Origin of the sequence: Sediminicola arcticus (genome assembly GCF_040566695.1) — a bacterium.
GTDB classification, from domain to species: domain Bacteria; phylum Bacteroidota; class Bacteroidia; order Flavobacteriales; family Flavobacteriaceae; genus Sediminicola; species Sediminicola arcticus.
Genome location: NZ_JBEXAE010000004.1, coordinates 306,891 through 330,787 on the forward strand (window position 1 = coordinate 306,891; position 23,897 = coordinate 330,787).

The 23,897-nt window shown below is 37.5% G+C and carries 23 protein-coding genes and 1 pseudogene; 11 read left to right on the plus strand and 13 right to left on the minus strand.

Annotated features, from left to right (window positions below; translation table 11 throughout):
* Positions 1-73 precede the first annotated feature (73 nt).
* The 4 genes from ABXZ36_RS10585 to rpsA form a co-directional block, all read right to left on the minus strand.
* Complete coding sequence (locus ABXZ36_RS10585) at positions 74-412, minus strand: ribonuclease Z (RefSeq protein ID WP_354615497.1); 339 nt, start codon at positions 410-412, stop codon at positions 74-76.
* 6 nt (positions 413-418) lie between these two features.
* Entirely contained in the window at positions 419-1,345 is a 927-nt protein-coding gene (locus tag ABXZ36_RS10590) for an aspartate carbamoyltransferase catalytic subunit (RefSeq protein WP_354615498.1), read from the minus strand.
* 69 nt (positions 1,346-1,414) lie between these two features.
* Positions 1,415-1,954, minus strand: coding sequence for a bifunctional pyr operon transcriptional regulator/uracil phosphoribosyltransferase PyrR (pyrR, locus tag ABXZ36_RS10595; protein WP_354615499.1), 540 nt, complete (start codon positions 1,952-1,954; stop codon positions 1,415-1,417).
* A gap of 155 nt (positions 1,955-2,109) precedes the next feature.
* Positions 2,110-3,948: a 30S ribosomal protein S1 gene (gene rpsA, locus ABXZ36_RS10600; RefSeq protein WP_354615500.1), complete on the minus strand. Its 1,839-nt coding sequence runs from the start codon at positions 3,946-3,948 to the stop codon at positions 2,110-2,112.
* 262 nt (positions 3,949-4,210) lie between these two features.
* Here rpsA and ABXZ36_RS10605 point away from each other — a divergent pair.
* A pseudogene (locus ABXZ36_RS10605) lies at positions 4,211-4,591 on the plus strand (LysM peptidoglycan-binding domain-containing protein).
* Between the two features lie 35 nt (positions 4,592-4,626).
* Here the strand turns inward: ABXZ36_RS10605 and cmk are convergent.
* Both cmk and lon read right to left on the minus strand, forming a co-directional pair.
* On the minus strand, positions 4,627-5,319 hold the full coding sequence (gene cmk, locus ABXZ36_RS10610) for a (d)CMP kinase (RefSeq protein WP_354615501.1): 693 nt from the start codon (positions 5,317-5,319) through the stop codon (positions 4,627-4,629).
* A 124-nt stretch (positions 5,320-5,443) separates the two neighbouring features.
* Positions 5,444-7,894 carry an endopeptidase La gene (gene lon / locus ABXZ36_RS10615; protein ID WP_354615502.1) on the minus strand — a complete coding sequence of 817 codons (2,451 nt, stop codon included), beginning with the start codon at positions 7,892-7,894 and terminating at the stop codon, positions 5,444-5,446.
* Positions 7,895-8,109: 215 nt separating this feature from the next.
* On the opposite strand from lon, the gene ABXZ36_RS10620 reads away from it, so the two are divergent.
* Genes ABXZ36_RS10620 through ABXZ36_RS10635 form a run of 4 tightly spaced genes read left to right on the plus strand, consistent with a single transcriptional unit; the run spans position 8,110 to position 11,067 of the window.
* Positions 8,110-8,667: an RNA polymerase sigma factor gene (locus ABXZ36_RS10620; RefSeq protein WP_354615503.1), complete on the plus strand. Its 558-nt coding sequence runs from the start codon at positions 8,110-8,112 to the stop codon at positions 8,665-8,667.
* Between the two features lie 2 nt (positions 8,668-8,669).
* Entirely contained in the window at positions 8,670-9,221 is a 552-nt protein-coding gene (locus tag ABXZ36_RS10625) for a hypothetical protein (RefSeq protein ID WP_354615504.1), read from the plus strand.
* Between the two features lie 10 nt (positions 9,222-9,231).
* Positions 9,232-10,323: a DUF4097 family beta strand repeat-containing protein gene (locus tag ABXZ36_RS10630; RefSeq protein WP_354615506.1), complete on the plus strand. Its 1,092-nt coding sequence runs from the start codon at positions 9,232-9,234 to the stop codon at positions 10,321-10,323.
* A gap of 18 nt (positions 10,324-10,341) precedes the next feature.
* Positions 10,342-11,067 carry a head GIN domain-containing protein gene (locus tag ABXZ36_RS10635; protein ID WP_354615508.1) on the plus strand — a complete coding sequence of 242 codons (726 nt, stop codon included), beginning with the start codon at positions 10,342-10,344 and terminating at the stop codon, positions 11,065-11,067.
* Between the two features lie 48 nt (positions 11,068-11,115).
* Here the strand turns inward: ABXZ36_RS10635 and ABXZ36_RS10640 are convergent, their stop codons facing one another.
* The 4 genes from ABXZ36_RS10640 to glgB form a co-directional block, all read right to left on the minus strand.
* Positions 11,116-12,435: an MFS transporter gene (locus ABXZ36_RS10640; RefSeq protein WP_354615510.1), complete on the minus strand. Its 1,320-nt coding sequence runs from the start codon at positions 12,433-12,435 to the stop codon at positions 11,116-11,118.
* A 79-nt stretch (positions 12,436-12,514) separates the two neighbouring features.
* Positions 12,515-13,324 (minus strand): M48 family metallopeptidase, encoded by an 810-nt coding sequence (locus ABXZ36_RS10645; protein ID WP_354615512.1) that lies wholly within the window; start codon positions 13,322-13,324, stop codon positions 12,515-12,517.
* Between the two features lie 39 nt (positions 13,325-13,363).
* Entirely contained in the window at positions 13,364-15,763 is a 2,400-nt protein-coding gene (locus tag ABXZ36_RS10650; RefSeq protein WP_354615513.1) for a glycoside hydrolase family 31 protein, read from the minus strand.
* 102 nt (positions 15,764-15,865) lie between these two features.
* On the minus strand, positions 15,866-17,761 hold the full coding sequence (glgB, locus tag ABXZ36_RS10655) for a 1,4-alpha-glucan branching protein GlgB (RefSeq protein WP_354615514.1): 1,896 nt from the start codon (positions 17,759-17,761) through the stop codon (positions 15,866-15,868).
* 184 nt (positions 17,762-17,945) lie between these two features.
* Here glgB and ABXZ36_RS10660 point away from each other — a divergent pair, with 184 nt between their 5' ends.
* The 5 genes from ABXZ36_RS10660 (at position 17,946) to ABXZ36_RS10680 (ending at position 21,710) form a co-directional block, all read left to right on the plus strand.
* Entirely contained in the window at positions 17,946-18,500 is a 555-nt protein-coding gene (locus ABXZ36_RS10660) for a collagen-like triple helix repeat-containing protein (RefSeq protein WP_354615515.1), read from the plus strand.
* 167 nt (positions 18,501-18,667) lie between these two features.
* Positions 18,668-19,159 carry a peptide-methionine (R)-S-oxide reductase MsrB gene (gene msrB / locus ABXZ36_RS10665; protein WP_354615516.1) on the plus strand — a complete coding sequence of 164 codons (492 nt, stop codon included), beginning with the start codon at positions 18,668-18,670 and terminating at the stop codon, positions 19,157-19,159.
* A gap of 124 nt (positions 19,160-19,283) precedes the next feature.
* The gene (gene msrB / locus ABXZ36_RS10670) at positions 19,284-19,688 is read left to right on the plus strand and encodes a peptide-methionine (R)-S-oxide reductase MsrB (protein ID WP_354615517.1); all 405 of its coding nucleotides are present in this window, start codon (positions 19,284-19,286) and stop codon (positions 19,686-19,688) included.
* 267 nt (positions 19,689-19,955) lie between these two features.
* Positions 19,956-21,347 (plus strand): dihydrolipoyl dehydrogenase, encoded by a 1,392-nt coding sequence (lpdA, locus tag ABXZ36_RS10675; protein WP_354615519.1) that lies wholly within the window; start codon positions 19,956-19,958, stop codon positions 21,345-21,347.
* Positions 21,348-21,428: 81 nt separating this feature from the next.
* Positions 21,429-21,710, plus strand: a complete 282-nt coding sequence (locus ABXZ36_RS10680; protein WP_354615520.1) for a DUF3817 domain-containing protein — start codon at positions 21,429-21,431, stop codon at positions 21,708-21,710.
* On the opposite strand, the gene aroQ is transcribed toward ABXZ36_RS10680, so the two are convergent.
* The 3 genes from aroQ to ABXZ36_RS10695 form a co-directional block, all read right to left on the minus strand.
* A complete protein-coding gene (gene aroQ, locus ABXZ36_RS10685) occupies positions 21,702-22,121 on the minus strand; it encodes a type II 3-dehydroquinate dehydratase (RefSeq protein ID WP_354615522.1) in 420 nt (139 codons plus the stop codon). The genes ABXZ36_RS10680 and aroQ overlap by 9 nt on opposite strands.
* A 176-nt stretch (positions 22,122-22,297) precedes the next feature.
* Entirely contained in the window at positions 22,298-22,636 is a 339-nt protein-coding gene (locus ABXZ36_RS10690) for an outer membrane beta-barrel protein (protein ID WP_354615524.1), read from the minus strand.
* 17 nt (positions 22,637-22,653) lie between these two features.
* Positions 22,654-22,785 (minus strand): hypothetical protein, encoded by a 132-nt coding sequence (locus tag ABXZ36_RS10695; protein WP_354615525.1) that lies wholly within the window; start codon positions 22,783-22,785, stop codon positions 22,654-22,656.
* Between the two features lie 191 nt (positions 22,786-22,976).
* On the opposite strand from ABXZ36_RS10695, the gene xerA reads away from it, so the two are divergent.
* Positions 22,977-23,873, plus strand: a complete 897-nt coding sequence (gene xerA / locus ABXZ36_RS10700) for a site-specific tyrosine recombinase/integron integrase (RefSeq protein WP_354615526.1) — start codon at positions 22,977-22,979, stop codon at positions 23,871-23,873.
* The last annotated feature ends 24 nt before the right edge of the window (positions 23,874-23,897 follow it).

Sequence of the window (23,897 nt, forward strand, 5' to 3'; positions counted from 1 at the left end):
CTAAGTTTAGGCGTGTCCAGCGAGATTAAAATACCTACAGACATTTACCTATAATTATTTAGAAGTTAGTCTCCTATTCCTCCAAATCTAAATCTCGCTCTATCTCCTCCATCTCAATAACATCCCGAGCTTCTTGGATGGTAGGCACTACGATTATATGGTCAGGAACCTCTTCATAGGTCACTTTATCCGTAACCAAAACGAACGATTTCTTTGATTTTCTGTGGGCAACAGAAAGCTCATGAAATTCAAGGACATCGTTGGCAGTAAGTTTCGAAAAGGAAAATAGATTAACTATTATATTATCATTCTTAATTTTCAAATACCCTAATTTTAAATTTTCCAAGAATACTTTTAAGGAGGTGTTTTCCTGTAGAACAATGGTTGTGGTGTCTTCTCTGTTGAAAATCATAGCATATTATTTTATTTTTGAAGCTAATAAATAAATTACTGCCATCCGAATAGCCACTCCGTTTTCCACCTGATTGAGAATAATAGATTGTTTGGAATCGGCAACATCACTGGTTATCTCTACACCCCTGTTGATGGGGCCTGGGTGCATGATCACTATTTCTTTGTCCAAACTATCCAAAAGCTTTTTATTTACCCCAAACTGTTGTGTATACTCCCTTGTTGTTGGAAAATAACTGATGTCCATGCGTTCGTTCTGTATACGTAGCATATTTGCCACATCGCACCAATTAAGCGCCTTTCTTAAATCGGTCTCCACTGTTACCCCCAATGATTCAATATGTTTGGGGATCAAAGTTTTCGGACCACAAACCTTTACGTTGGCCCCTTGCAGCTTTAAAGCAAATATATTGGACAAAGCTACCCTTGAATGAAGAATATCGCCCACAATAACCACGTTTTTTCCTGCAACACCTCCCAATTTTTCCCTTATGGAATAAGAATCCAATAAGGCTTGGGTAGGATGTTCGTGTGCCCCGTCTCCGGCATTTACAATGGAGGCCTTTACGTGTTTAGATAGAAAAATACCCGCTCCAGGATTCGGATGGCGCATGACCACCATATCTACTTTCATGGAGAGGATATTATTAACTGTATCTATTAAAGTTTCACCCTTTTTTACTGAGGATTGGGCCGCTGAAAAATTCACTATATCGGCTGATAACCGTTTCTCCGCCAATTCAAATGACAATCTGGTTCTGGTACTGTTTTCAAAAAAAATATTGGCAATGGTAATATCACGAAGAGAAGGCACCTTTTTAATGGACCTATTGATTACTTCCTTAAACTGATCGGCAGTTTCAAAAATGAGCTGAATATCTTTTTCATTTAGATACTTAATTCCTAGCAAGTGCTTTACACTTAGTTCGCTCATATTCTTTAATTTCTATTTATTACAGTGCACAATTAAAACCTACAAAGATATTTATGTGCAAATCCTGTTTTATTTATTGATCAAATAAATGGTATCCTCCCCATCATTTTCTTTCCACATTACCTTTACCTTCTCGTCGTTTATAGCATCTACCTGCCTACCCCTATAATTGGGTTGAATGGGCAAATGACGACTAAACCTCCTATCTATCAAGGTTAATAATTCAATCTCCAAAGGCCTGCCAAAGGATTGAATTGCAGTCAATGCTGCACGGATGCTACGCCCTGTATATAATACATCGTCTATTAAGACCACCTTTTTATCATCAACAAGAAAGTCCATCTTAGTTTCATTGGCCTCTAACGGCTTGTTACCCCTTCTAAAATCATCTCTGTAGAAGGTAATATCTAAAAACCCTAGTTCTATTGTTTTTATCCCGTACTCTTCTTTTAAAATTTTAGCTAGACGTTCGGCCAAAAAAGTACCTCTGGGCTGAAGTCCAATCAGCACCGTATTGCTAAAATCCAAATGATTCTCTAATAGTTGGCAAGCCAATCGGTGAAGGATAATATGTATTTCTTTTGAGGAAAGTAGTACTTTTTGACTCATATGTTGGAAAACCGATTGCAATGAATAACAAAAATAGGGATTTCTCTCCAATATTCTAGCGGTAAATTAAAGAGTAGACCATCTCTTTTTTAATACGTAAACAAAAAAAGCTCGGACAAATTGTCCGAGCTTTTCAGTTATGAATAAACAGATGCTTACTTTTTCTTGGCAGCAGCTTCCATTTTATCTTTCAACGCTTGTAGTGCCACGTTTGCATCACCAAGAGTTGGTTTTGCCTCATCTGCACTTGCAGCAGCTTTCTTAACTGCAGCCTTTACATTACGTTGCTCTTCTTCCCTAAAGATTGCTGTATGGCTAGCGACAACTCTTTTGAATTCTTTGTTGAATTCAATTATCTTGAATTCTGCCTCTTCACCTTTAGCAAGTTTCTTACCATCTTCTTTTTCTAAGTGACGTGTCGGTACAAATGCAACGATGTCCTCATTAAAGTTAACGGTAGCTCCTTTGTCAACGATTTCTGCGATGGCACCTTTATGTAGGGTATCCAATGCAAATTCAGTTTCGTATTTGTCCCATGGGTTAACAGTAGTCTGTTTGTGGCCCAAGCTCAATTTACGTCCTTCAACGTCCAATTCCAATACTTCCACTTCCAATGTGTCACCTACGGTAACAAATTCTGATGGATGCTTGATTTTCTTAGTCCAAGAAAGATCTGAAATGTAGATCAAACCGTCAATTCCCTCTTCCATTTCAACGAATACGCCGAAATTTGTGAAGTTACGAACGATACCTTTGTGCTTAGAAGCTACTGGATATTTAGTAGTAATATCAGTCCATGGATCTTGAGTCAATTGCTTGATACCAAGGGACATTTTTCTATCCTCCCTGTCCAAAGTCAATACTACTGCCTCTACTTCATCTCCAACATTAACGAAATCTTGTGCAGATCTCAAATGTGTAGACCATGACATTTCAGAAACGTGAATAAGTCCTTCAACTCCTTCAGCTACTTCAATAAATGCACCGTAATCAGCAATTACAACTACTTTTCCTTTTACTTTATCACCAATTTTGATCTCATCGCTCAAGGCATCCCAAGGATGTTTCTCCAATTGCTTCAATCCTAATTGGATTCTAGATTTGTTGTCATCAAAATCCAAGATAACCACGTTCAATTTCTGGTCTAATTCAACAACCTCGTTCGGGTGGTTGATTCTACTCCAAGAAAGATCAGTGATATGGATTAGACCATCAACACCTCCAAGGTCAATAAAGACACCATAAGAAGTAATGTTTTTAACAACACCTTCCAATACCTGTCCTTTTTCAAGTTGACCGATAATCTCTTTTTTCTGTTCTTCGATATCCGCTTCGATCAATGCTTTATGGGATACTACTACGTTTTTGAATTCATGGTTAATTTTAACCACTTTAAATTCCATAGTTTTTCCTACGTACTGATCGTAGTCACGAATTGGTTTCACGTCAATTTGAGAACCTGGTAAGAAAGCTTCGATGCCAAAAACATCAACGATCATACCCCCTTTAGTTCTGCACTTAACGAAACCATTAACGATTTCTTCTTTGTCATGGGCAGCATTAACTCTATCCCAAGCCATGATAGTTCTGGCCTTTCTATGAGATAATACTAATTGTCCACTTTTATCCTCACGGATGTCGATCAATACCTCAACTTTGTCACCAACCTTTAAATCTGGATTGTAACGAAATTCGTTAAGGGAGATAACTCCTTCAGATTTTGCGTTGATGTCAATGATAGCTTCACGATCTGTTAGGTAAACTACAGTTCCTTCTACTACTTCTTCATCTGCAGTATCTACAAAGTTTTTAGCTACCAACGTTTCAAATTCCTGTAATTTGGAATCATCCACACGCTCAATACCTTGTTCGTACTTGTCCCAGTTGAAGTTTTCCAAAAATTCTTTTGGATCTTGAACTTGAGTCTCTACTTTTGTTTCTTTAGCGACTTCAGTAGTTTCATCTACTTGCGCTGTTGTTTTGTCTTCAGCCATTTGCTGATAATTAATTTGTATTCTGTAGCCATTCAAGAGCTAAACAATTACTACAGAAGATGTTATTTATAATTTTTCTTTAGTACCCTTTCCTCTTGACTCTCTGTAAAAAAGGTGTGCAAAAATACAACTAAAAAGTGGTTTTACAAACCTTATTTCTAGAAGGTTGCCTTTGGATTAGATTTTTGAAAGAAATATTCGAAAAATGCTTGAAAATACTTGGCTTATAGGTTGTAATATTAACCTAATAAAGATAACAATTATGAGTACTAAAGACAAATATAAAGGTGTCTTAACCCTAGGAGAAAAATTGGGTATAAAAGATGGGGAAGTATCGGAAGAAGGTGGTGTTCTTAAAATAAAAGGTGTGGCCAACACTCCGTTTGAAAAAGACCTCCTATGGTATAAGATAAAGGAATTGGATGGGGATAATCCATCAGATATAAAGGCAAACATCTCTGTTGATGATGATTCTGTCTACCATAGACATACTGTAAAAAGCGGAGAATCCCTGAGTAAGATTGCTAAGCATTATTATGTGGACCCCATGAAATAGAAGAAGATTTTTGAAGCGAATACCAATATTCTAAAAAATCCGGACATGATTCATCCTGATCAAGTGTTGGTTATACCAAAACCATAAGATTTTTAAAAAAAGCCTTTAACATTGCCCTTTTTTTATTGTTTTTCTATGACACGGAGGGAGTGATTATATATTCTATCAAATTGCTCCTCCATACCCATATCACTATTATCAAATTCAATGGCGTCCTCAGCCCTTTTTAATGGAGAGAATTCCCTGTGGGAATCTACATAATCTCTATTTTGGATGTTTTTCAACACCTCCTCATAGGATACTTTATCTCCTTTGTCTAATAATTCCTTATATCTTCTATAGGCCCTAGTTTCAGGGGAAGCTGTCATGAAAATTTTCAGTTCTGCATCTGGGAATACAACGGTGCCAATATCTCTGCCGTCCATAACAATACCTTTATCCTTGCCCATTTCCTTTTGCATGTCCACCAACTTATGCCGCACTTCCTCTATAGTAGCTACTCTACTCACCTGATTAGAGACTTCTATGCGCCTAATTTCCTTTTCAATATTTTCACCATTAAGGTACATCTCAGCAAAACCAAGTTGCTCATTAAAAACAAATTTTAGCTTCGCATTTGGTAACAATTTTATCAAAGCAGCGACATTCTCGTTTTCCACTCCCACAAACCTATTTCGCATAGCAAACAAGGCAATAGCCCTATACATAGCTCCGGTGTCTACATAAATATATCCCAAAGCCTTTGCTAGTTGCTTGGCAAGCGTACTTTTTCCGGTTGAAGAAAAGCCATCAATGGCTATGGTTATTTTTTGCATCTGCCAAAAATACTCAGAATTCAATTATTTCTTTAACAATTTACATGAAAAAAGGACAATGGTTCCAGGCAAACTAGAACCATTGTCCTTATTATCTACTATGAACTAATACCTAAGCCTATGTTTAAAGACTTTTTGCATTCCTTACATTTTCATCCGTAATGGCTAAATCTATAACTTTGCTCATATCTGTTACATAATGGAACGTTAGACCTTTTAAGTAGTCGGCTTTTATTTCCAAAATGTCCTTTCTATTGTCCTCACAAAGGATTATCTCTTTGATCTTAGCCCTTTTAGCAGCTAGAATCTTTTCTTTAATCCCACCTACTGGAAGCACCTTACCTCTAAGAGTGATCTCACCTGTCATGGCCATACTTTTTTTAACCTTCTTCTGTGTAAATAAGGATACCAAAGAGGTAAGCATGGTGACACCCGCGCTTGGGCCATCTTTTGGGGTAGCCCCTTCTGGAACGTGAATATGAACATTATACTTATCGAACACTTCAGAATCTATCCCAAAACTATCTGCGTTAGACTTTATATATTCCATGGCTATGGTGGCAGATTCTTTCATAACCTTTCCTAGGTTTCCTGTAATATTCATGGTACCCTTGCCTTTGGATAAAATAGATTCTATAAACAGGATATCCCCACCAACACTTGTCCATGCCAAGCCAGTAACAACCCCAGCCACATCATTGCTCTCATATTTGTCCCGCTCCATTCTGGCAGGTCCCAATACTATTTCAATGTCTTCATTGGTCACTTTTAAATTGTACTCCTCCTCCATGGCAATAGACTTGGCCGCGTGACGTACCATTTTTGCCACTTGTTTCTCTAAGGAGCGTACCCCGGATTCCCGGGTATACCCTTCCACTATTTTTTCTAATTGTGATTTGGCAATCTTTAAATCTTTATCTGTAAGTCCGTGCTCTTTTAATTGCTTTGGTAAAAGATGCCTTTTTGCTATCTCCACTTTCTCCTCTATGGTATATCCGGACACATTGATAATTTCCATACGATCCAATAAAGCGGGCTGTATGCCAGACAAATTATTGGCTGTTGCTATGAACATCACCTTGGAAAGATCGTATCCCATTTCCAAAAAGTTATCATGGAAATCATTGTTCTGTTCTGGATCTAACACTTCCAACATGGCAGATGATGGATCACCTTGGTGACTGTTAGTCAATTTATCAATCTCATCCAATATGAACACGGGATTGGATTTTCCAGCCTTTTTAAGACTTTGAATAATACGTCCGGGCATTGCACCAATATACGTTTTTCTGTGGCCGCGTATTTCGGCTTCATCCCGTAATCCACCTAGTGAAATACGAACATACTCCCTCCCAATGGCTTTGGCTATAGATTTCCCCAAGGAGGTTTTACCCACACCTGGTGGACCATACAAACATAATATTGGAGATTTCATGTCATTTCTGAGCTTTAAAACCGCCAAGTACTCAATAACCCTTCTTTTGACGTCTTCCAAGCCATAATGGTCTCTGTCCAATATTTTTTGTGCTCTTTTTAAATCGAATTTATCCTTCGAAAATTCATCCCAAGGCAATTCTAAAAACAGCTCTAAATAATTTCTTTGAATAGAATATTCGGCTACCTGTGGGTTCATGCGTTGCATTTTGGCCAACTCCTTAGTGAAGTGTTCCGATACCTTTTTGTTCCATTTTTTTTCTTTCGCTTTTTGAGCCATTTCATCAACTTCCTCTTCATAGGAAATACCACCCAATTCTTCTTGGATAGTTTTCATTTGTTGATGAAGAAAATACTCTTTTTGCTGTTGGTCTAGATCACTACGTACCTTGCTCTGAATGTTGTTCTTCAGCTCTAATTTTTGGAGCTCCACATTCATGTATTTTAATGTAGCCAAGGCCCTATCCTGCAAATTCGGGATTTCCAATAATTCTTGCTTTTCCTTGACTCCAAGATTAAGATTGGAAGACACAAAATTGATCAAAAATGAATTACTCTGAATATTCTTGATAGCAAAGGAAGCCTCACTCGGAATATTAGGATTATCCTTGATGATCTTTAATGCCAATTCTTTGATAGACTCTATAATGGCAAGAAATTCCTGACTATCGCCTATTGGTCTTTCCTCTTTTGTTTCCCTGACCGTGGCAGTCATATAGGGCTTTTCCGTAAGAACTTCAGCGATTTCGAAGCGTTTTTTCCCTTGAATGATGACCGTTGTATTCCCATCTGGCATTTGCAACACTCTTAGTATTCGGGCAACTGTCCCTAAGGTATTGATGTCCTTGATTCCAGGATTCTCTGTCTCTTCATCCTTTTGGGAAACCACTCCTATGACTTTTGAACCATTATTGGCATCTTTTATGAGGTTTATAGATTTATCCCTTCCGGCGGTGATTGGTATTACTACCCCTGGGAACAGAACGGTATTGCGCAAAGGCAAAATTGGTAATATTTCCGGCAAGGCCTCGTTATTAATCTCCTCCTCATCTTCAGGTGTCATTAAGGGTATTAACTCTGATTCCTCGTCAATTCCTTGCAGTGACATACTGTCAATATTTAAAAATTTAGATTTACTCATAGCATTATTTCGGTCATTCTGTCATTTTAAAACAGAAATCTTATTTAAAATTATAATTGATAGGTCTGTGAAAAATCGTAAACCTAAATATAATAGGGATTTCAGCTCCATATTTCCTCATGTAAAAACAATTGTTATGCCAACATCTAGTTTATTTTTTGAAAAACTGTAACAATCCGTAAATTAAATCATCTATTAGACAAACGATTTACTTTTTGAGCCAACAAGGAGAACATATAAACGATCTGTTACAATTATGCAAAGAAGGTAACGCAGGAGCGCAATTGGAAGTATACAACCGCTATTATAAAAGCATGTACAATACATCCCTGAGGATAGTTAAAGATAGTGCAGAAGCGGAAGATATCATGCAAGAGTCCTTTTTAAGCGCTTTCACCAAATTGCACACCTTTATAGGGGAAGTCACCTTTGGATCCTGGTTAAAAAAAATCGTGGTGAACAACAGTATACATCACTATCGTAAGCAGCAGAAAAAAAATGAGGTTGCCCTAGACACTATGCTGTACAAGGTCAAAGATGATGATGGTATTGACCCAGATCATGGAGTCACTGAAATGATGGCTCAAAAAGTGATGTCTGCCATGAATCAATTACAGGACAATTACAGAGTTGCTTTGACCTTATTTTTAATAGAAGGTTATGATTATGAAGAAATAAGCGAAATCATGAAAATTAGTTATGCCAATTGCAGAACTATTATATCTAGAGCAAAGGAGAGCCTTAGAAAAAAATTAACCCTAGTAATACAGTAACAATGGACAATTTAGAAACTATATTCAACGATTTAAAGGGTGCTTTCGATAAGGATGAGCCTTCTTATGGTCATGAAGCCAGGTTTATTAAGAAACTAAATACACAGAAGACAAGGTCAAGAAGAGGATGGGCCAATGGTGGATGGAAACCATTGCTTATGGCCGCCTCCATCGCACTACTAATTTCTTTGGGCGTTGGGTTTTATATAGAGCAACCTACAAGAGAACAACAAATTGCAGAAATATCCCCAGAGGCGTCCAAGACAGAATTTTATTTTGCCAACCTCATCAACGAGCAGACCAAGCACTTACAAAATGAGAGCTCACCCGAGACCAAACAAATGGTGGAAGATGCTATGCTCCAATTGAAAAAATTGGAAACAGATTATAAAAAAATGGAACAAGATCTTTTGAACGGCGGTAATAGCAAGTTCATATTAAGTGCCATGGTCACTAATTTCCAAACTAGGATAGCTCTATTGCAAGAGGTCTTACAACAGATACAACAGATACAAGCTATTAACGAAAAAGAAAAAACATCCACTCTAATTTAAAAAATTAAAAATGAAAAAGTTCATCCCAATTGCCAGTATTATCTTGTTTTTTGCACTCCCTTTATGGTCTTATGCCGATAACGGTGAGTTAAAAGGAAAGTATACCAAAGAAAAAACAATAAAGAAAGAATTTGAAGTCAATTCCAATGCCTTGATGTCAATTGATAACAGTTATGGCAACCTCAATATTACCTCTTGGAACGAAAATAGAATCATGATAGAGGTACGCATCAAGACCAATGGAAATAACGAAGATAAAGTCCAAAAAAAGTTAGATGAAATCTCTGTAGATTTTGAATCGGGCAGAGACATGGTCTCGGCCAAAACAATTTTTAACCAAAACAACACTAATTGGAACTGGAATTGGGGGGGTAGCAATAATGTAAATATGCAGATCGATTATTACATAAAAGTACCTGTAAAAAATAATGTCCACCTCAATAATGACTACGGTAGTATTATTTTGGACAGGATAGACGGCCACGCAAAAATCAACTGTGATTATGGCAGATTGGAGATTGGTGAATTAAGAGGTAGAAACAATGAGCTTAATTTTGACTACACCTCTAAAAGCAGCATTGGGTTCATGAATAGTGGAAGCATTTCCGCTGACTATTCTGGCTTCACTATTGAGAAAGCAGGGGATTTGACCATTAAATCAGACTATACCAATGCAACAGTAATAAAAATGGATAATTTAAAATACTCCAGTGATTATGGCTCCATAGACATAGGAGAAGCAATTAATGTTCAAGGAAATGGAGACTATATAACTATAAAATTAGGTGTTATCCATGGAGATTTAGATATCTCTGCAGACTATGGCTCTCTTAGAATCAAGGAGCTCGCTGCAGATGCAGGTAATGTGCAGATCAAATCAGATTATATGGGTATACATATTGGCTACAACTCCCAATACAATTTCGATTTTGAGATCACTGCTCAGTATGCTGGTGTTAGTGGCAAAGAAAATTTTGAAATCAGTGTCAGCACAGAAAAATCAAACCAAAAATATTACAAAGGCTATTATGGGAAGAACAATAGCGGGAATAAAGTTTCCATAAGCAGCGAATATGGTAGTATATCTTTCAATAAAAACTAATCTAAACCCACTACAATCATGAAAAAAAATCTAATCCTTGGTATTTCTTTGATGTGCATAACATTTACCAACGCCCAATGGGGTAAAAAAATAAAAGGCAATGGAAATATTACTACAGAAAACAGAAATACAGAATCTTATGATGCTATTTACATCTCTGGTTTCTTCGATGTGGAGCTTATAGATGGCCAAGAAGGTAAACTCATACTAAAAGGAGAAGAAAACCTCTTGGAACATATCATTACCGAGGTAAAAGATGGGAAATTAATCATCAAGGTAGAAAAAGGGATGAATTTAAGTCCGTCTTCTTGGAATCAGGGAATCTTTATCACCGTGCCTGTTGAAAGTGTAGATGCGGTTACCTTGTCCGGATCTGGAGATATAGTAGGTAAAAAAAACATAGAAACAGATCATTTCAAAACAGATATTTCTGGATCTGGAGATATCTCCCTTTCTGTCACTTCAAATTCTATAACTGCTTCTATTTCAGGATCGGGAGACATCACCCTAAACGGAAGAACTGGGGATTTTGATGTTAGGGTTTCCGGGTCTGGAGACGTTAAGGCTTATGAATTGTCCGCCAAGAATGTAACGGCTAATGTATCCGGTTCGGCAGATATTAAGGTTACCGTTTCCGAAATGATTCAGGCGCGAGTTTCTGGGTCTGGGGATATCAGTTACCGCGGAAATCCAAAAAAGATAGATACCAAATCGTCGGGATCTGGTAATATTACCAAAGACTAATCTGATTCTAATATTAGTATTTAAAAAAGTCCTTTTAAAAGGACTTTTTTATTTTTTAGGCACCCTAGTTAAAAGAAAAGCTCCAATAATAAAAAATACACCAAGAAAAATGGTAGCATTTCTCATACTACCGGTAAGCTGGGCAATAAAACCATACATGAAAGTACCTATGACAATTCCTATTTTTTCAGAAACATCATAAAAACTAAAGAAGGAGGTTGTATCCTTTGTTTCAGGTATAAATTTTGAATAGGTAGACCTAGAAAGAGCTTGAATTCCTCCCATGACTATACCGACACATCCGGCGGCAATATAAAAATCCGTAGGTGTAACCACAAAATAGGCGTAGATACAAATGGCTATCCACAAAATATTTACCACAATCAGGGTTTTAATATTCCCAAAGGCTTTAGACGCTTTAGCCGTTAATGTAGCCCCAAGAATAGCTACAATCTGTATCACTAGAATACTAATGATAAGACCAATAGTTCGCTCATTATCAGAGCCCCAACCAATTTCTTCCTCCCCAAAATAAGTTGCTATGAGCATTACGGTCTGTACTGCCATGCTATACACAAAAAATGCGCCGAGGTACCTTTTTAAACGAACTTCTTTACCCAATTGCCTCCAGACACTTTTTAATTCTCCAAAACCATTGAGGAACACATGTTCTTTTAGACCTTCTTTTTTATTGCCCTTGGGCAAATGGTAAAATGTATATTGACTAAAAAGCATCCACCAAATACCAACGGAAAGAAAAGAATACTTCATAGCCTTTATCTCAGCAATTTCACCGCCATCCGAGGTAATCCCAAAAAAGTCTGGTTTCATCACCATGGCCAAATTAAATAACAACAAGATTACACTCCCTATATACCCCATTGAAAACCCCTTGGCACTAATGCCATCCTGTTGTTCTGGAAAGGCAATATCCGGTAGGTAAGAATTGTTAAAGGCGAAACTGACCCAGAAACCTACTAAACCAAAGAAATAACAGAGTAATCCAAAGTGTATGTTTTCTAAAGAAAACCAATAAAGGCCCATACAGGAAACACCTCCCAAATAGCAGAAAAATTTTAGAAATAGTTTTTTGTTGCCCAGATAATCTGCCACTCCCGATAAAAGTGGCGTAATAATGGCAATGAATAAAAAGGCTGCAGAAGTAACATAACTAATTAGCGGTCCCCTTGCAATTTCCCCTCCAAACAAAACAACTTTTTCTATATTGGCACTACGGAACAAGGCCCCGTAAAAAATAGGGAATATTGCAGAAGCTATAACCAAGCTGTAGACCGAATTTGCCCAATCATAAAATGCCCAGGCATTCAACAATTTCTTACTTCCCTTTACCAAAGTGATACTTCCCATGAGACAAAAATAAAGCTGCCCTTTCCAGAGCAGCTTATCAATTTATATAAATAATATTCTTAATGATTTGTTCATAACCTTACTGAAATGAGGTAACTCCAAATTTTTTGGCTTCTGCTACTGCTTCTGGAGCCCAAACGGTCAGGTTATTAATCCTGGTGTCATTGGAAGGGTGGGTACTTAAAAATTCAGGTGGTGCCTGTCCGCCACTATTGGCTTTCATGCGTTTCCAAAGTTCTGCCGCCTCATAAGGGTTGTACCCTGCAATCGCCATGATCTGAAGTCCAATCTTATCGGCTTCTGTTTCGTGACTTCTACTAAAAGGAAGCATTCCTCCCACCGTGGTACCTATGCCATAGGCTTGATTAAAAATAGCAAGAGTACTTTCATCTTTTATAGCAACGTTCCCAGCGACTGCCCCTAATTGTTGCAAAGTTCCGGCGCTCATACGTTGTGCTCCATGATCTGCCAATGCGTGTGCCACCTCGTGCCCCATTACAACAGCTATACCAGTTTCCCCTTGGCAAATGGGCAAAATACCTGTATAAAAAACAATCTTACCTCCTGGCATACACCAAGCGTTTACAGTCTTGTCATTCACAAGATTGTACTCCCATTTATAATCTTTTAAATACCCTGCGTAACCATTTGCAGTTAACCAACGCTCTGAAGCGGCCGCAATGCGTTGCCCCACCTTGGTGATCATTTTGGCATCTGCCGTTCCCGTCACCACTTTATTCTCCCCTAAGAATTGATCGTACTGCGCGAAAGCGGTTGGAAACACTTGACTGTTTGGATAAAAATTTAATGTTCGCTGACCAGTAAAAGGATTTGTTTTACAGGCTGAGGCAATTAATATAAGGGCTGCTACCCATATGATCTTTTTCATGATATGTATTCTTTATTAAAGATTGAAAGTACAAAAATATTATATCCCTGTTAACTCCAATACCGTAAAATCTTTGCTCAATTCTATAGAATTACTACCATTTAATTTAACATCTGCAAATGTTACTGATTCGTTATCCACTTGGATGCTTTTTATTTGAAATGGTAAGCCGTGAAACTTCAATTTTATAGTATCGTAAGAGGTCACAAAAGTTCCATCCTTAAATTGTTGAATGATTAACTGATCATCTTTTCCCCTTAATTTAAAGTTCCTAAGACTATACCTGCCTTTTTTGTAATCAAAACCATCCTGACCATCTTCATACACTGTTGAGTCTTCCGTTCCTTTCTTAAAATAGACGTCCAAGACGAGTTCTTTTACCACTAATTCACCAACGTATTGTTGCACGGGATATTTGGGAACCAAAGCACCTTCTTTTATGAACAGAGGGACTTTATCTATATCAGCCACTACCCATTTTTCCTTACCCCCTAGCACCATTTCATCTGTCCAAAAATTATACCATTTGCCTCTGGGAATATACATTCTTCTCCCTTGGGCATTTGGCTCTTGTACTGGACAAACCAAAATCTGTTCTCCAAAAATAAACTCATCCGTTCTAAAATGCGTTTGGTGATCTTCTTGATCAAAATAGACCAAAGATTGTATCATGGGAGTACCTTCTTTACAATACTTCCAGTACATGGTATATAAATAAGGTAATAGTTGATACCTCAACTCAATGAATTTCCTTACGATGTCCGTAACCTCGTTGTCAAAAGACCAAGGCTCTTGGTCTCCATGATCCCCACTAGAATGTACCCTACAAAATGGATGAAATACACCCATTTGAATCCATCGTGCAAATAACTCTCCATTGGGCTGCTCTGCAAAGCCACCAATATCAGATCCAACAAAGGACATCCCACTCATACACATCCGTTGAACCTGCACATTGGCAATCCATAAATGCTCCCATGTTGCCACATTATCACCGGTCCAAGTAGACGTATAACGTTGTGCTCCAGAAAAGGCCGATCTGGTAATAACAAATGGTCTCTTGGGATACGTGAATTTTTTTACCCCTTCATAGGTAGCCCGTGCCATTTGTGTACCGTAAACATTATGTGCCTTCCTATGACTACAAGGATTGCCATCATAATCATGACGCACATCCAAAGGAAATGTCTTTGACGGCACTTCCATTACCGCCGGTTCGTTCATGTCGTTCCAGACCCCTTTTACACCTATATCAGCAATTAGTTCTTTGTAAAGACCGGCCCACCATTCTCTAACCTGAGGATTGGTGAAATCAGGAAAATTACATTCTCCTGGCCAGACCTTTCCGCGCATATAAGGACCATCCCCTCTTTTACAGAAATAGTCGTTCTCCATTCCCTCCTGATACACCCAGTAATCCTTATCCACTTTGATCCCAGGATCTATAATTGCCACGGTCTTAAAGCCCTTGTTACTTAATTCCTTTACCATTTTTTTAGGATCGGGAAAATAATTTTTGTTCCAGGTAAAACATCGGAAACCTTCCATATAATCGATATCCAAATAAATGGCATCACATGGAATTTTCAGGTCCCTAAACTTTGTTGCGATCTCCATAACCCTACTTTCCGGAAAATAGCTCCATTTAGATTGATGAAAGCCTAGAACCCATAACGGTGGCAGTTCTGGCTTCCCCGTAAGATCGGTATAAGCCTTAACCACATTGGCGATTTTTGGACCATAGAAAAAATAATAGTTCATCTCCCCTCCATCTGCCCAAAAACTGGTTATGTTTCTTCTTTCGTGCGCAAAATCGAAAGTGGTCCCAAACGAATTATCGAAAAATAGACCATAAGCCTTCTCTTTGTGAAGCCCAACATAAAAGGGTATCGCCTTATATAGTGGATCTTGATCTTTAGCAAAAGCATACTGGTCCATCGCCCAGTTTGTAACCCTTTTTCCTTTTAGGTTGGAATGTGTTGCCTTATCGCCCAAGCCATAAAAACTCTCAGAAGATTGGGTAATCTTGCTCATTTTCACAGTATTACCTCCATACTGATAGTTCTCTTCCCAGTGAAAACCAAGTTCATCTTCATTAATGATATTCCCCTCTAAATCTGAAATTTGGGTTCTTAAAGTCTGCTTATCAACTAAAATCTTCAGTTTGGCCGTTCTAATCAAATATTCCGTAGGAGTCTCCTCAATTTCCAGCTCGTTATACCCTGTACTAGCATCCTCACTTATGGCGTAAGAAAAATCGGGTTCAAAAATATTTTCCGTGGCATATCTAAAACGCACAACACTGTCCCTAAGGATAGTGATTTCCAAAATAACGCCATTTTCGGTCGTAAAAAATAACTTATCCGCTTCTCTTTTAAAATCCGAGATATTATTAGGGTAGAGATTCCCCTTATATTCAAGTTCGGTATTCGTGATCATAACTTAGTTGTTTTGAAAAAGACCAAAAATACATTAACGACCAATGCTAAAGGGATAGTATCAGCTCAATGAACTTTTTAGTGGTCTTAATATTTTTAGGTTTTATTTAATTATTACTACTCCCAAAGGCGGAATATCTAATGCTATGGATTTCTTATATCCATGCCAAGAGATACTTTCCACTTTAGGGCTTTTATTATCGGTACTGCCACTTCCTCCGTATTTTTCATCATCCGTATTAAAAATCTCCTTCAATTTTCCGGTTTTTTGAATTCCTATGCGGTACTTCAACCTTAAAATAGGAGTGAAATTACATACTATAATCAGATCATCCTTTTCATTGATTCCTTTTCGCATAAAGGTAAGTACAGAGTTTTCATGGTCGCCATAATCTATCCACTGGAAACCTTCATTGGTAAATTGTTTTTCATATAATGCAGGATGATCCTTATATAATCTATTTAGATCCTTGACCAATTTTTGTATTCCTGAATGTAAATCATATTGCAGTAAATGCCAATCTAAACTGGTTTCAAAATTCCATTCGGACGACTGACCAAATTCAGCTCCCATAAACAAAAGCTTAGTGCCAGGATGTGTAAACATATATCCATACAACAAACGTAAATTTGCAAATCGCTGCCATTCATCCCCCGGCATACGGTACAATAAAGATTGTTTGCCATACACTACCTCATCGTGTGAAAAGGGAAGCATAAAATTTTCTGTAAACGTATAGGTCATACTAAAGGTAAGGTCATTTTGATGATGCCTCCTATGAATTGGATCATTTTTAAAATATTCTAAAGTGTCATGCATCCATCCCATCATCCACTTCATTCCAAATCCCAATCCTCCAATGCTCACTGGACGTGAGACCATAGAAAAAGACGTAGATTCCTCGGCAATGGTCTGAACTCCATTAAAGTTAAGGTAAATAGCCTCATTGAGTTCCTTTATAAAAGAAATAGCCTCCAAGTTTTCATTGTTTCCGTAGCAATTGGGCTCCCATTCCCCTTCTTCCCTAGAATAATCCAAGTAAAGCATAGAAGCTACGGCATCTACACGTAAGGCATCGGCGTGGAATTGGTCTAACCAGAACAGTGCATTACTAATTAAAAATGCACGTACCTCATTCCTCCCATAGTTAAAGATTAGACTCTTCCAGTCTGGATGAAATCCTCTTTTTCTGTCCGGGTGCTCAAAGAGGTGCGAACCATCAAACATTCCTAATCCATGCGCGTCTTCCGGAAAATGTGAAGGTACCCAATCCAGAATTACCCCAATATCGTTTTGGTGTAATTTATCCACCAAAAACTTAAAGTCCTCTGGACTTCCAAATCTAGATGTTGGTGCAAAATATCCTGTAAGTTGATATCCCCATGAAGGATCATATGGAAATTCCATAATGGGCATAAATTCCACATGGGTAAAGTTCATATCCTTAACATAAATAACCAAATCTTCTGCAAGCTCCCTGTAAGTCAAAAATTCGTTATCATTTTTGCGCTTCCACGACCCTAAATGAACTTCATAAATAGAATAGGGACAGTCCAAACCATTTCTGGTTTCCCTATGCTCCATCCAATTTTCATCTCCCCAAGTATGAGCACCTTTCCAAACCACCGATGCTGTTCTTGGAGGATGTTCGCAAGATCTAGCAAAAGGATCTGCTTTTTCGGTAACCATCCCATTATTATTGGAATGAATCTTATATTTATAAAGTGTTCCCTTACCAGTACCTGGAATAAACCCTTCCCAAATACCACTTCCATCCCAACGAACATTTAATTTATGATCTTCTTGCCAAAAGTTAAAATCACCAACTACATAAACAGCATTGGCAGAAGGGGCCCAAACTGCAAAATAAGTACCCGCTACCCCATTTATTACTATAGGGTGTGACCCTAATTTCTCATAAAGTCGATAATGTTTTCCTGATTTAAATAAGTGTATGTCAAAATTAGAAAATAGACTATGGGATGCTACTTCAGGCATGGGTTGGTTATTTCATGCAATATAAAACAAGTTTGCTCAATTCCCTTTAGGGATCAAAATTTACAACAACTTTTATCTTTTTATTACGTTTTGCAAAAAGTGGAACGCTTTTTGAATGTTTAGATAAAGCAATTCGAAACTGGGATACGTCCTTGATAAATATAAAAACTTAAAACCATACATTATGAAAAAAATCAGTTTAGTATTAGGAACATTTTTAGCCCTTTTTATTATGGCTTGCGAAGGTCCTGCAGGACCTCCAGGATTTGATGGCTTTGACGGTCAGGATGGCCTTGACGGGGTTAACGTGGTTGGGAAGATTTTGGAAATCCAAGGTGATTTCACCCCAAATAATAACTACTCCATTTTTTATGAATTTCCACAAACTGTAGAGGTTTTTGAATCTGATATTGTTTTAGTCTTTATTTTATGGGACCAAACAGAAGATAGCAACGGGCAGCCTGTTGATATTTGGAGATTATTGCCCCAAACTAGAATATTGAACCAAGGAATTCTACAATACAATTACGATCATACCTTTTTAGATGTAAATATATTCTTGGAGTCTGATTTTGATTTGGGAACTTTAGCACCTGGAGATACTGACAATCAAGTATTTAGAATTGCGATTATGCCTGCTGACTTTGCAAGTGGTAAATTGGACAGATCCAATATAGCCTCGGTTATGCAAACGTTAGGCATTTCAGAAAAAGATATTCAGAGAGTCATCGTGGACTAAACCAAAAAAAAATCAAAAAATCCCCAGATCTTTGCACGACTTGGGGATTTTTGCTTTTCAATATATCCAACTTAGCAAAACCTTAACGCAAATATTCCCGTAAGTACTTTAAATTTGAAAGGAAAAAGTATTTTTTCGTCTAAGTAAGAAATTAAAAACATTGCACAATGATTAAGAATATCGCATTAATTTTTTGTATTATCCTCACGGGATGTAAAGGAAATTCACAAGAAAAAAAACAAGCTGCAAATAAAGCTACTGAAAACTTTAAAGTTGTAAAATCCAAGGAAGAATGGAAGAAGGACCTTACGGATTCGCAATACTACATACTTAGAGAAGCAGGGACCGAAAGAGCTTTTACAAGTGACCTACTGAAGGAAAAAAGAAAAGGCACCTATGTCTGTGCCGCAGACAACACCCCCTTATTTAAATCAGAGTATAAATTTGATTCGGGAACTGGTTGGCCAAGTTTTGACAGAGCCATTGATGGTAATGTAGCCTATGATGTGGATTATAAAATTGGCTACAAGAGGACTGAAGAACATTGCGCAGTTTGTGGTGGACATTTAGGCCATGTGTTTGAGGATGGTCCAACAGAAACAACAGGTAAAAGACACTGCATCAACGGCGCTGCTATGAAATTTATTCCGGCTAAGTAGTTGATGGTTGATGGTTGATGGTTGATGGTTGATGGTAAGAAATAAAATTTTCACCAAACAAGCTTCAAGTATTGGCACTAAGAAACTTTTTAATGAATTTATTGCGATCCTAAATTATTATAACATGGATAAAAAATATAGCCTTGAAAAATCCGAAGAAGAGTGGAGAGCTCAATTATCGGACGAGGAGTATAGAATATTACGTAAAAAGGGAACTGAATACCCGCACACCGGAAAATACAACATACATTCAGAAGATGGTTCCTACCATTGCAAAGCTTGCGATGCTAAACTCTTTGAAAGTCAAAATAAATTTGATAGTGGTTGTGGGTGGCCAAGTTTTGACCAAGCTGTGGAAGGTGCCATTGAATATATCCGAGACAATACAAATGGCATGACACGTACAGAAACTGTCTGTGCCAATTGTGGCGGACATTTGGGACACGTATTTGACGATGGCCCGCAAGAGACAACCGGTCAACGGTATTGTATCAATTCTGTAAGTATTGGTTTTGATATCAAAAAATAATTGTCTGAACTAGATAAAACATGTAGGGGACCTCATGTTGACTTAATTATTATTAAAAACCTACTCTTCCCCTCAAGGACATGATGGGTTTTATTTGTTTTATGTATGAGCTATTTTTAAACCAAAGGATCAGAATTCCAGTAGAAAAGAAGGGATGGTATTTAATACGTTAAATGACCTACTAATTTTTAAACCCCTACTATGGGGTTTAGCTTTGGTTTTGTAACTTTGGCATTTCAAAAAATAGATATTTTAAAACATATATAAATGAGCAATTTCGATGTTATTGTTTTGGGCAGTGGTCCAGGTGGTTATGTAACAGCCATTAGAGCCTCACAATTAGGATTTAAAACTGCCATAATTGAAAAAGAAAATCTGGGTGGCGTTTGTTTAAACTGGGGCTGTATCCCAACCAAAGCACTTTTAAAATCTGCTCAGGTATTTGAATATTTGAAGCATGCTGGGGATTATGGACTTACCGTTGATGGATTCGATAAAGATTTCAACGCCGTAGTTAAGCGCAGTAGGAATGTTGCTGATGGAATGAGCAAGGGGGTTCAATTTCTAATGAAGAAAAACAAAATTGAGGTCATAGACGGATTCGGCAAATTAATGGCTGGAAAAAAGATTATGGTAACCGATGCCGACGGAAAAGATACAGAATACAGCGCCAATAGCATTATTATCGCTACTGGGTCTCGCAGTAGGGAGTTGCCTAGTCTACCACAAGACGGTAAAAAAATAATTGGTTATAGAAAAGCCATGACCTTGGAAAAACAACCTAAAAAGATGGTTATTGTTGGAAGTGGAGCCATTGGGATAGAATTTGCTTACTTCTATAACTCTATGGGAACAGACGTTACAGTGGTAGAATTTTTACCCAACATTGTCCCAGTTGAAGATGAAGATATCTCTAAGCAATTGGAGCGCACCTTTAAAAAATCGGGTATTAAAATCATGACCTCCTCAGAAGTAACTAAAGCGGATACTTCCGGTGAAGGAGTTAAAGTGACCGTAAAAACAAGCAAAGGAGAAGAAATCATCGATGCTGATATTGTCCTTTCTGCAGTGGGTATTAAATCTAATATTGAAAATATTGGATTGGAAGAGGTAGGTATTGCAGTTGACCGAGACAAGATTTTGGTAAACGATTACTACCAGACGAATATCCCAGGCTATTACGCCATTGGAGATGTAACTCCTGGACAGGCTTTAGCTCACGTTGCCTCGGCTGAAGGAATACTTTGCGTTGAAAAGCTTGCAGGTATGCATGTTGAACCATTGGATTATGGCAACATTCCAGGATGTACGTATTGTACTCCTGAAATAGCCTCTGTAGGACTTACAGAAAAGCAAGCCAAAGAAAAAGGCTACGAGCTTAAAGTTGGTAAATTTCCATTCTCTGCGAGTGGTAAGGCCAAAGCTTCTGGAACCCCTGACGGCTTTGTTAAAGTTATTTTTGATGCCAAATATGGTGAATGGTTAGGTTGCCATATGATTGGAGCAGGAGTCACGGACATGATTGCGGAAGCAGTAGTTGCCCGCAAATTGGAAACAACCGGTCATGAGATTCTTAAATCCGTTCACCCACATCCTACTATGAGTGAAGCTGTAATGGAAGCTGTTGCCGAAGCCTATGGCGAAGTAATACACCTATAATATTTTCTTTAAAAAAGGATTATAAATGGTTTTGTGGACCAACACCGTTGTGATCCTTTTTTGTTTATTAATACATAAGAGATGTTGAAGATTTTTAGACTAATTGCCATTTTAGAGGGTATATCCTTCTTGCTTTTATTTGGATTGGGAATGCCTTTAAAATATAAAGGCGGTATTCCAGAGCCCAATATATATATTGGCTATGCTCACGGATTTTTATTTATTGGATACGCAGTTCTTGCCGTTTTATTGACAATCGAAAAAAAATGGGGATTTAAAAGATTTATTATTTTGTTCACTGCTTCATTACTCCCATTTGGCACTTTTTATATTGACAAGAAGTATTTAAAGCCATCAGCTTAAAAAACTCTGTACAGCAAGCTTGTAGCTTTCTAGTCCAAAACCTAGGATAACGCCTTTGGCAACTGGTGAAAGATAAGATACGTGCCTAAAATCTTCCCTTGAAAAAGTATTGCTGATATGTACCTCTACCACTGGAGTTTTGATGCCCTTGATGGCATCGCCTATTGCGATGGACGTATGTGTGTAGGCCCCAGCATTTAAAATGATGCCGTTATACCCCTCAAATCCACAATCATGTAGTTTATTGATGATCTCTCCCTCTACATTTGTTTGAAAATATTCCAATTGCACCTCCTTGAATTTGAACTGCAATTCCGTAAAATAATCCTCAAAAGAGGAGCTACCGTAGATTTCGGGTTCCCTTTTACCTAAAAGATTAAGGTTGGGACCATTGATAATAATAATTTTCATGAGTTTAAACTTTAAATTATTTCAAAAGATGCACGTATTTAACCTTTACACTCCAATTAAAATATTGGAATAAAGTTAGTAACCTAGATTCGTTTTGTAAACATATCAAATAGTAATGCATAAAAAAAACGGAAATATTGCTATTTCCGTTTTATATAATTTACTTTAATTGTTCTTTATAAGGAAAAAAGAACGCCTAAATTGATCGTAGAAAAGGTGAAATCAGCATCTTTAATACTCACGCCAGAATAAGATAGTGTTAGTTGTGCCTTTTCAGAAACGTCATAACCAACTATGGGTCTGTAATAAAACCCTCCGTCGTTGCCGTCATTAATTCCCAATGCATAACCTAAATCAGCACCAACAGAAAAATTCTCAGAAGCTTTGAAACGTGCGGCAGCTGCTATTGGAATAAACTGTGCTGGATCAGCAAAATCTTTAAACTCACTTTTCAAAAACGCATTTGAAAATCCGGTAGTAATACCTACGTCAAAACTTTCAGAAACTTCGAACATGTATAGCAAATCAAGGCTTAAACCAAAGGATAGACATCCGCTGCATCCCCTACAGGTAATTGTGCATTTACGCCTATCTTAAAACCTTCTTGTGCTTGTACAACAAAACCAATCAATGCAAATACTGCAACTAAAACTGCTTTTTTCATACTTTTAAAATTTGATTATTATTTTATTTGAGGGCAATACTAAAATCAAAACAACGGTAGAAATAATAAAAGTTGTAAAAATGAAATAAAGCGTGGTGAAACATACTATTTTGAAGATTATCGATTGGCGAAACACCTCTTTTATAGTTGAATCCACTAGAAACACCGATGAATAATAATACCTTTAAAAAATGAAATGGGAGCAGGCTATACAGGATTATCGGTATTACTTAAAAATAGAACGAGGGCTTTCCAAAAATTCCATCCACAACTATTGTTTGGATGTTGAAAAACTGATTCTCTTCCTCAATAACACTAACATCCATGAAAATCCAATTGCGATTGGAAAAGAAACGGTGCAACAGTTTATTTATGAAATTGCCAAAGTAATTAATCCCAGATCCCAAGCGAGGATCATATCAGGGTTAAAGAGTTTTTTTAATTTTTTAATTTTTGAAGATTACCGAAAAGATAATCCTATGGATTTAATAGAGTCCCCAAAAGTAGGTCGCAAGCTCCCTGACACTCTCTCAGAGGATGAGATTAATACGCTTATTGCAGCTATAGATCTTTCCAAAGACGAAGGCGAACGCAATAGAGCCATTTTAGAAACCCTTTACGGCTGTGGGTTACGGGTCTCCGAATTGGTAAACCTTCAGATTTCCGATCTATATTTTGAGGAAGACTTTATAAAAGTAACTGGAAAGGGAGACAAACAACGTTTTGTTCCCATTAGTGCCATCAATAAAAAATACATAAATATCTATAAGAAAGAAAAAAGGATTCATCTAAAAATTCAAAAAGGTCATGAAGATTACCTTTTTCTCAACCGAAGGGGAAGGCAGCTAACTAGGGCTATGATATTTACGATTATAAAACAATTGGCAGAAACTATTGGGTTGAACAAAATCATTAGTCCTCACACCTTTCGTCATTCCTTTGCCTCTCATTTATTGGCGAACGGAGCCGATCTTAGGGCTATTCAACAGATGTTGGGACATGAAAGTATTACGACTACGGAAATATATATGCATTTGGACAGGACCAAGCTTTCTGAAGTCCTCAATGAGTTTCATCCAAGAAAATAATCAGAAATAATTGCTGATGTATAA

What these genes read in the sequence shown, in the direction of transcription:
- ABXZ36_RS10695 (WP_354615525.1), bottom strand. Translation starts at nt 22,785, where the DNA reads ATGAAAAAAGCAGTTTTAGTTGCAGTATTTGCATTGATTGGTTTTGTT.
- aroQ (WP_354615522.1), bottom strand. Translation starts at nt 22,121, where the DNA reads ATGAAAATTATTATTATCAATGGTCCCAACCTTAATCTTTTAGGTAAA.
- rpsA (WP_354615500.1), bottom strand. Translation starts at nt 3,948, where the DNA reads ATGGCTGAAGACAAAACAACAGCGCAAGTAGATGAAACTACTGAAGTC.
- ABXZ36_RS10680 (WP_354615520.1), top strand. Translation starts at nt 21,429, where the DNA reads ATGTTGAAGATTTTTAGACTAATTGCCATTTTAGAGGGTATATCCTTC.
- lon (WP_354615502.1), bottom strand. Translation starts at nt 7,894, where the DNA reads ATGAGTAAATCTAAATTTTTAAATATTGACAGTATGTCACTGCAAGGA.
- msrB (WP_354615517.1), top strand. Translation starts at nt 19,284, where the DNA reads ATGGATAAAAAATATAGCCTTGAAAAATCCGAAGAAGAGTGGAGAGCT.
- ABXZ36_RS10625 (WP_354615504.1), top strand. Translation starts at nt 8,670, where the DNA reads ATGGACAATTTAGAAACTATATTCAACGATTTAAAGGGTGCTTTCGAT.
- ABXZ36_RS10585 (WP_354615497.1), bottom strand. Translation starts at nt 412, where the DNA reads ATGATTTTCAACAGAGAAGACACCACAACCATTGTTCTACAGGAAAAC.
- ABXZ36_RS10590 (WP_354615498.1), bottom strand. Translation starts at nt 1,345, where the DNA reads ATGAGCGAACTAAGTGTAAAGCACTTGCTAGGAATTAAGTATCTAAAT.
- ABXZ36_RS10645 (WP_354615512.1), bottom strand. Translation starts at nt 13,324, where the DNA reads ATGAAAAAGATCATATGGGTAGCAGCCCTTATATTAATTGCCTCAGCC.
- ABXZ36_RS10650 (WP_354615513.1), bottom strand. Translation starts at nt 15,763, where the DNA reads ATGATCACGAATACCGAACTTGAATATAAGGGGAATCTCTACCCTAAT.
- msrB (WP_354615516.1), top strand. Translation starts at nt 18,668, where the DNA reads ATGATTAAGAATATCGCATTAATTTTTTGTATTATCCTCACGGGATGT.
- ABXZ36_RS10630 (WP_354615506.1), top strand. Translation starts at nt 9,232, where the DNA reads ATGAAAAAGTTCATCCCAATTGCCAGTATTATCTTGTTTTTTGCACTC.
- ABXZ36_RS10660 (WP_354615515.1), top strand. Translation starts at nt 17,946, where the DNA reads ATGAAAAAAATCAGTTTAGTATTAGGAACATTTTTAGCCCTTTTTATT.
- ABXZ36_RS10690 (WP_354615524.1), bottom strand. Translation starts at nt 22,636, where the DNA reads ATGTTCGAAGTTTCTGAAAGTTTTGACGTAGGTATTACTACCGGATTT.
- glgB (WP_354615514.1), bottom strand. Translation starts at nt 17,761, where the DNA reads ATGCCTGAAGTAGCATCCCATAGTCTATTTTCTAATTTTGACATACAC.
- cmk (WP_354615501.1), bottom strand. Translation starts at nt 5,319, where the DNA reads ATGCAAAAAATAACCATAGCCATTGATGGCTTTTCTTCAACCGGAAAA.
- lpdA (WP_354615519.1), top strand. Translation starts at nt 19,956, where the DNA reads ATGAGCAATTTCGATGTTATTGTTTTGGGCAGTGGTCCAGGTGGTTAT.
- ABXZ36_RS10640 (WP_354615510.1), bottom strand. Translation starts at nt 12,435, where the DNA reads ATGGGAAGTATCACTTTGGTAAAGGGAAGTAAGAAATTGTTGAATGCC.
- ABXZ36_RS10635 (WP_354615508.1), top strand. Translation starts at nt 10,342, where the DNA reads ATGAAAAAAAATCTAATCCTTGGTATTTCTTTGATGTGCATAACATTT.
- xerA (WP_354615526.1), top strand. Translation starts at nt 22,977, where the DNA reads ATGAAATGGGAGCAGGCTATACAGGATTATCGGTATTACTTAAAAATA.
- pyrR (WP_354615499.1), bottom strand. Translation starts at nt 1,954, where the DNA reads ATGAGTCAAAAAGTACTACTTTCCTCAAAAGAAATACATATTATCCTT.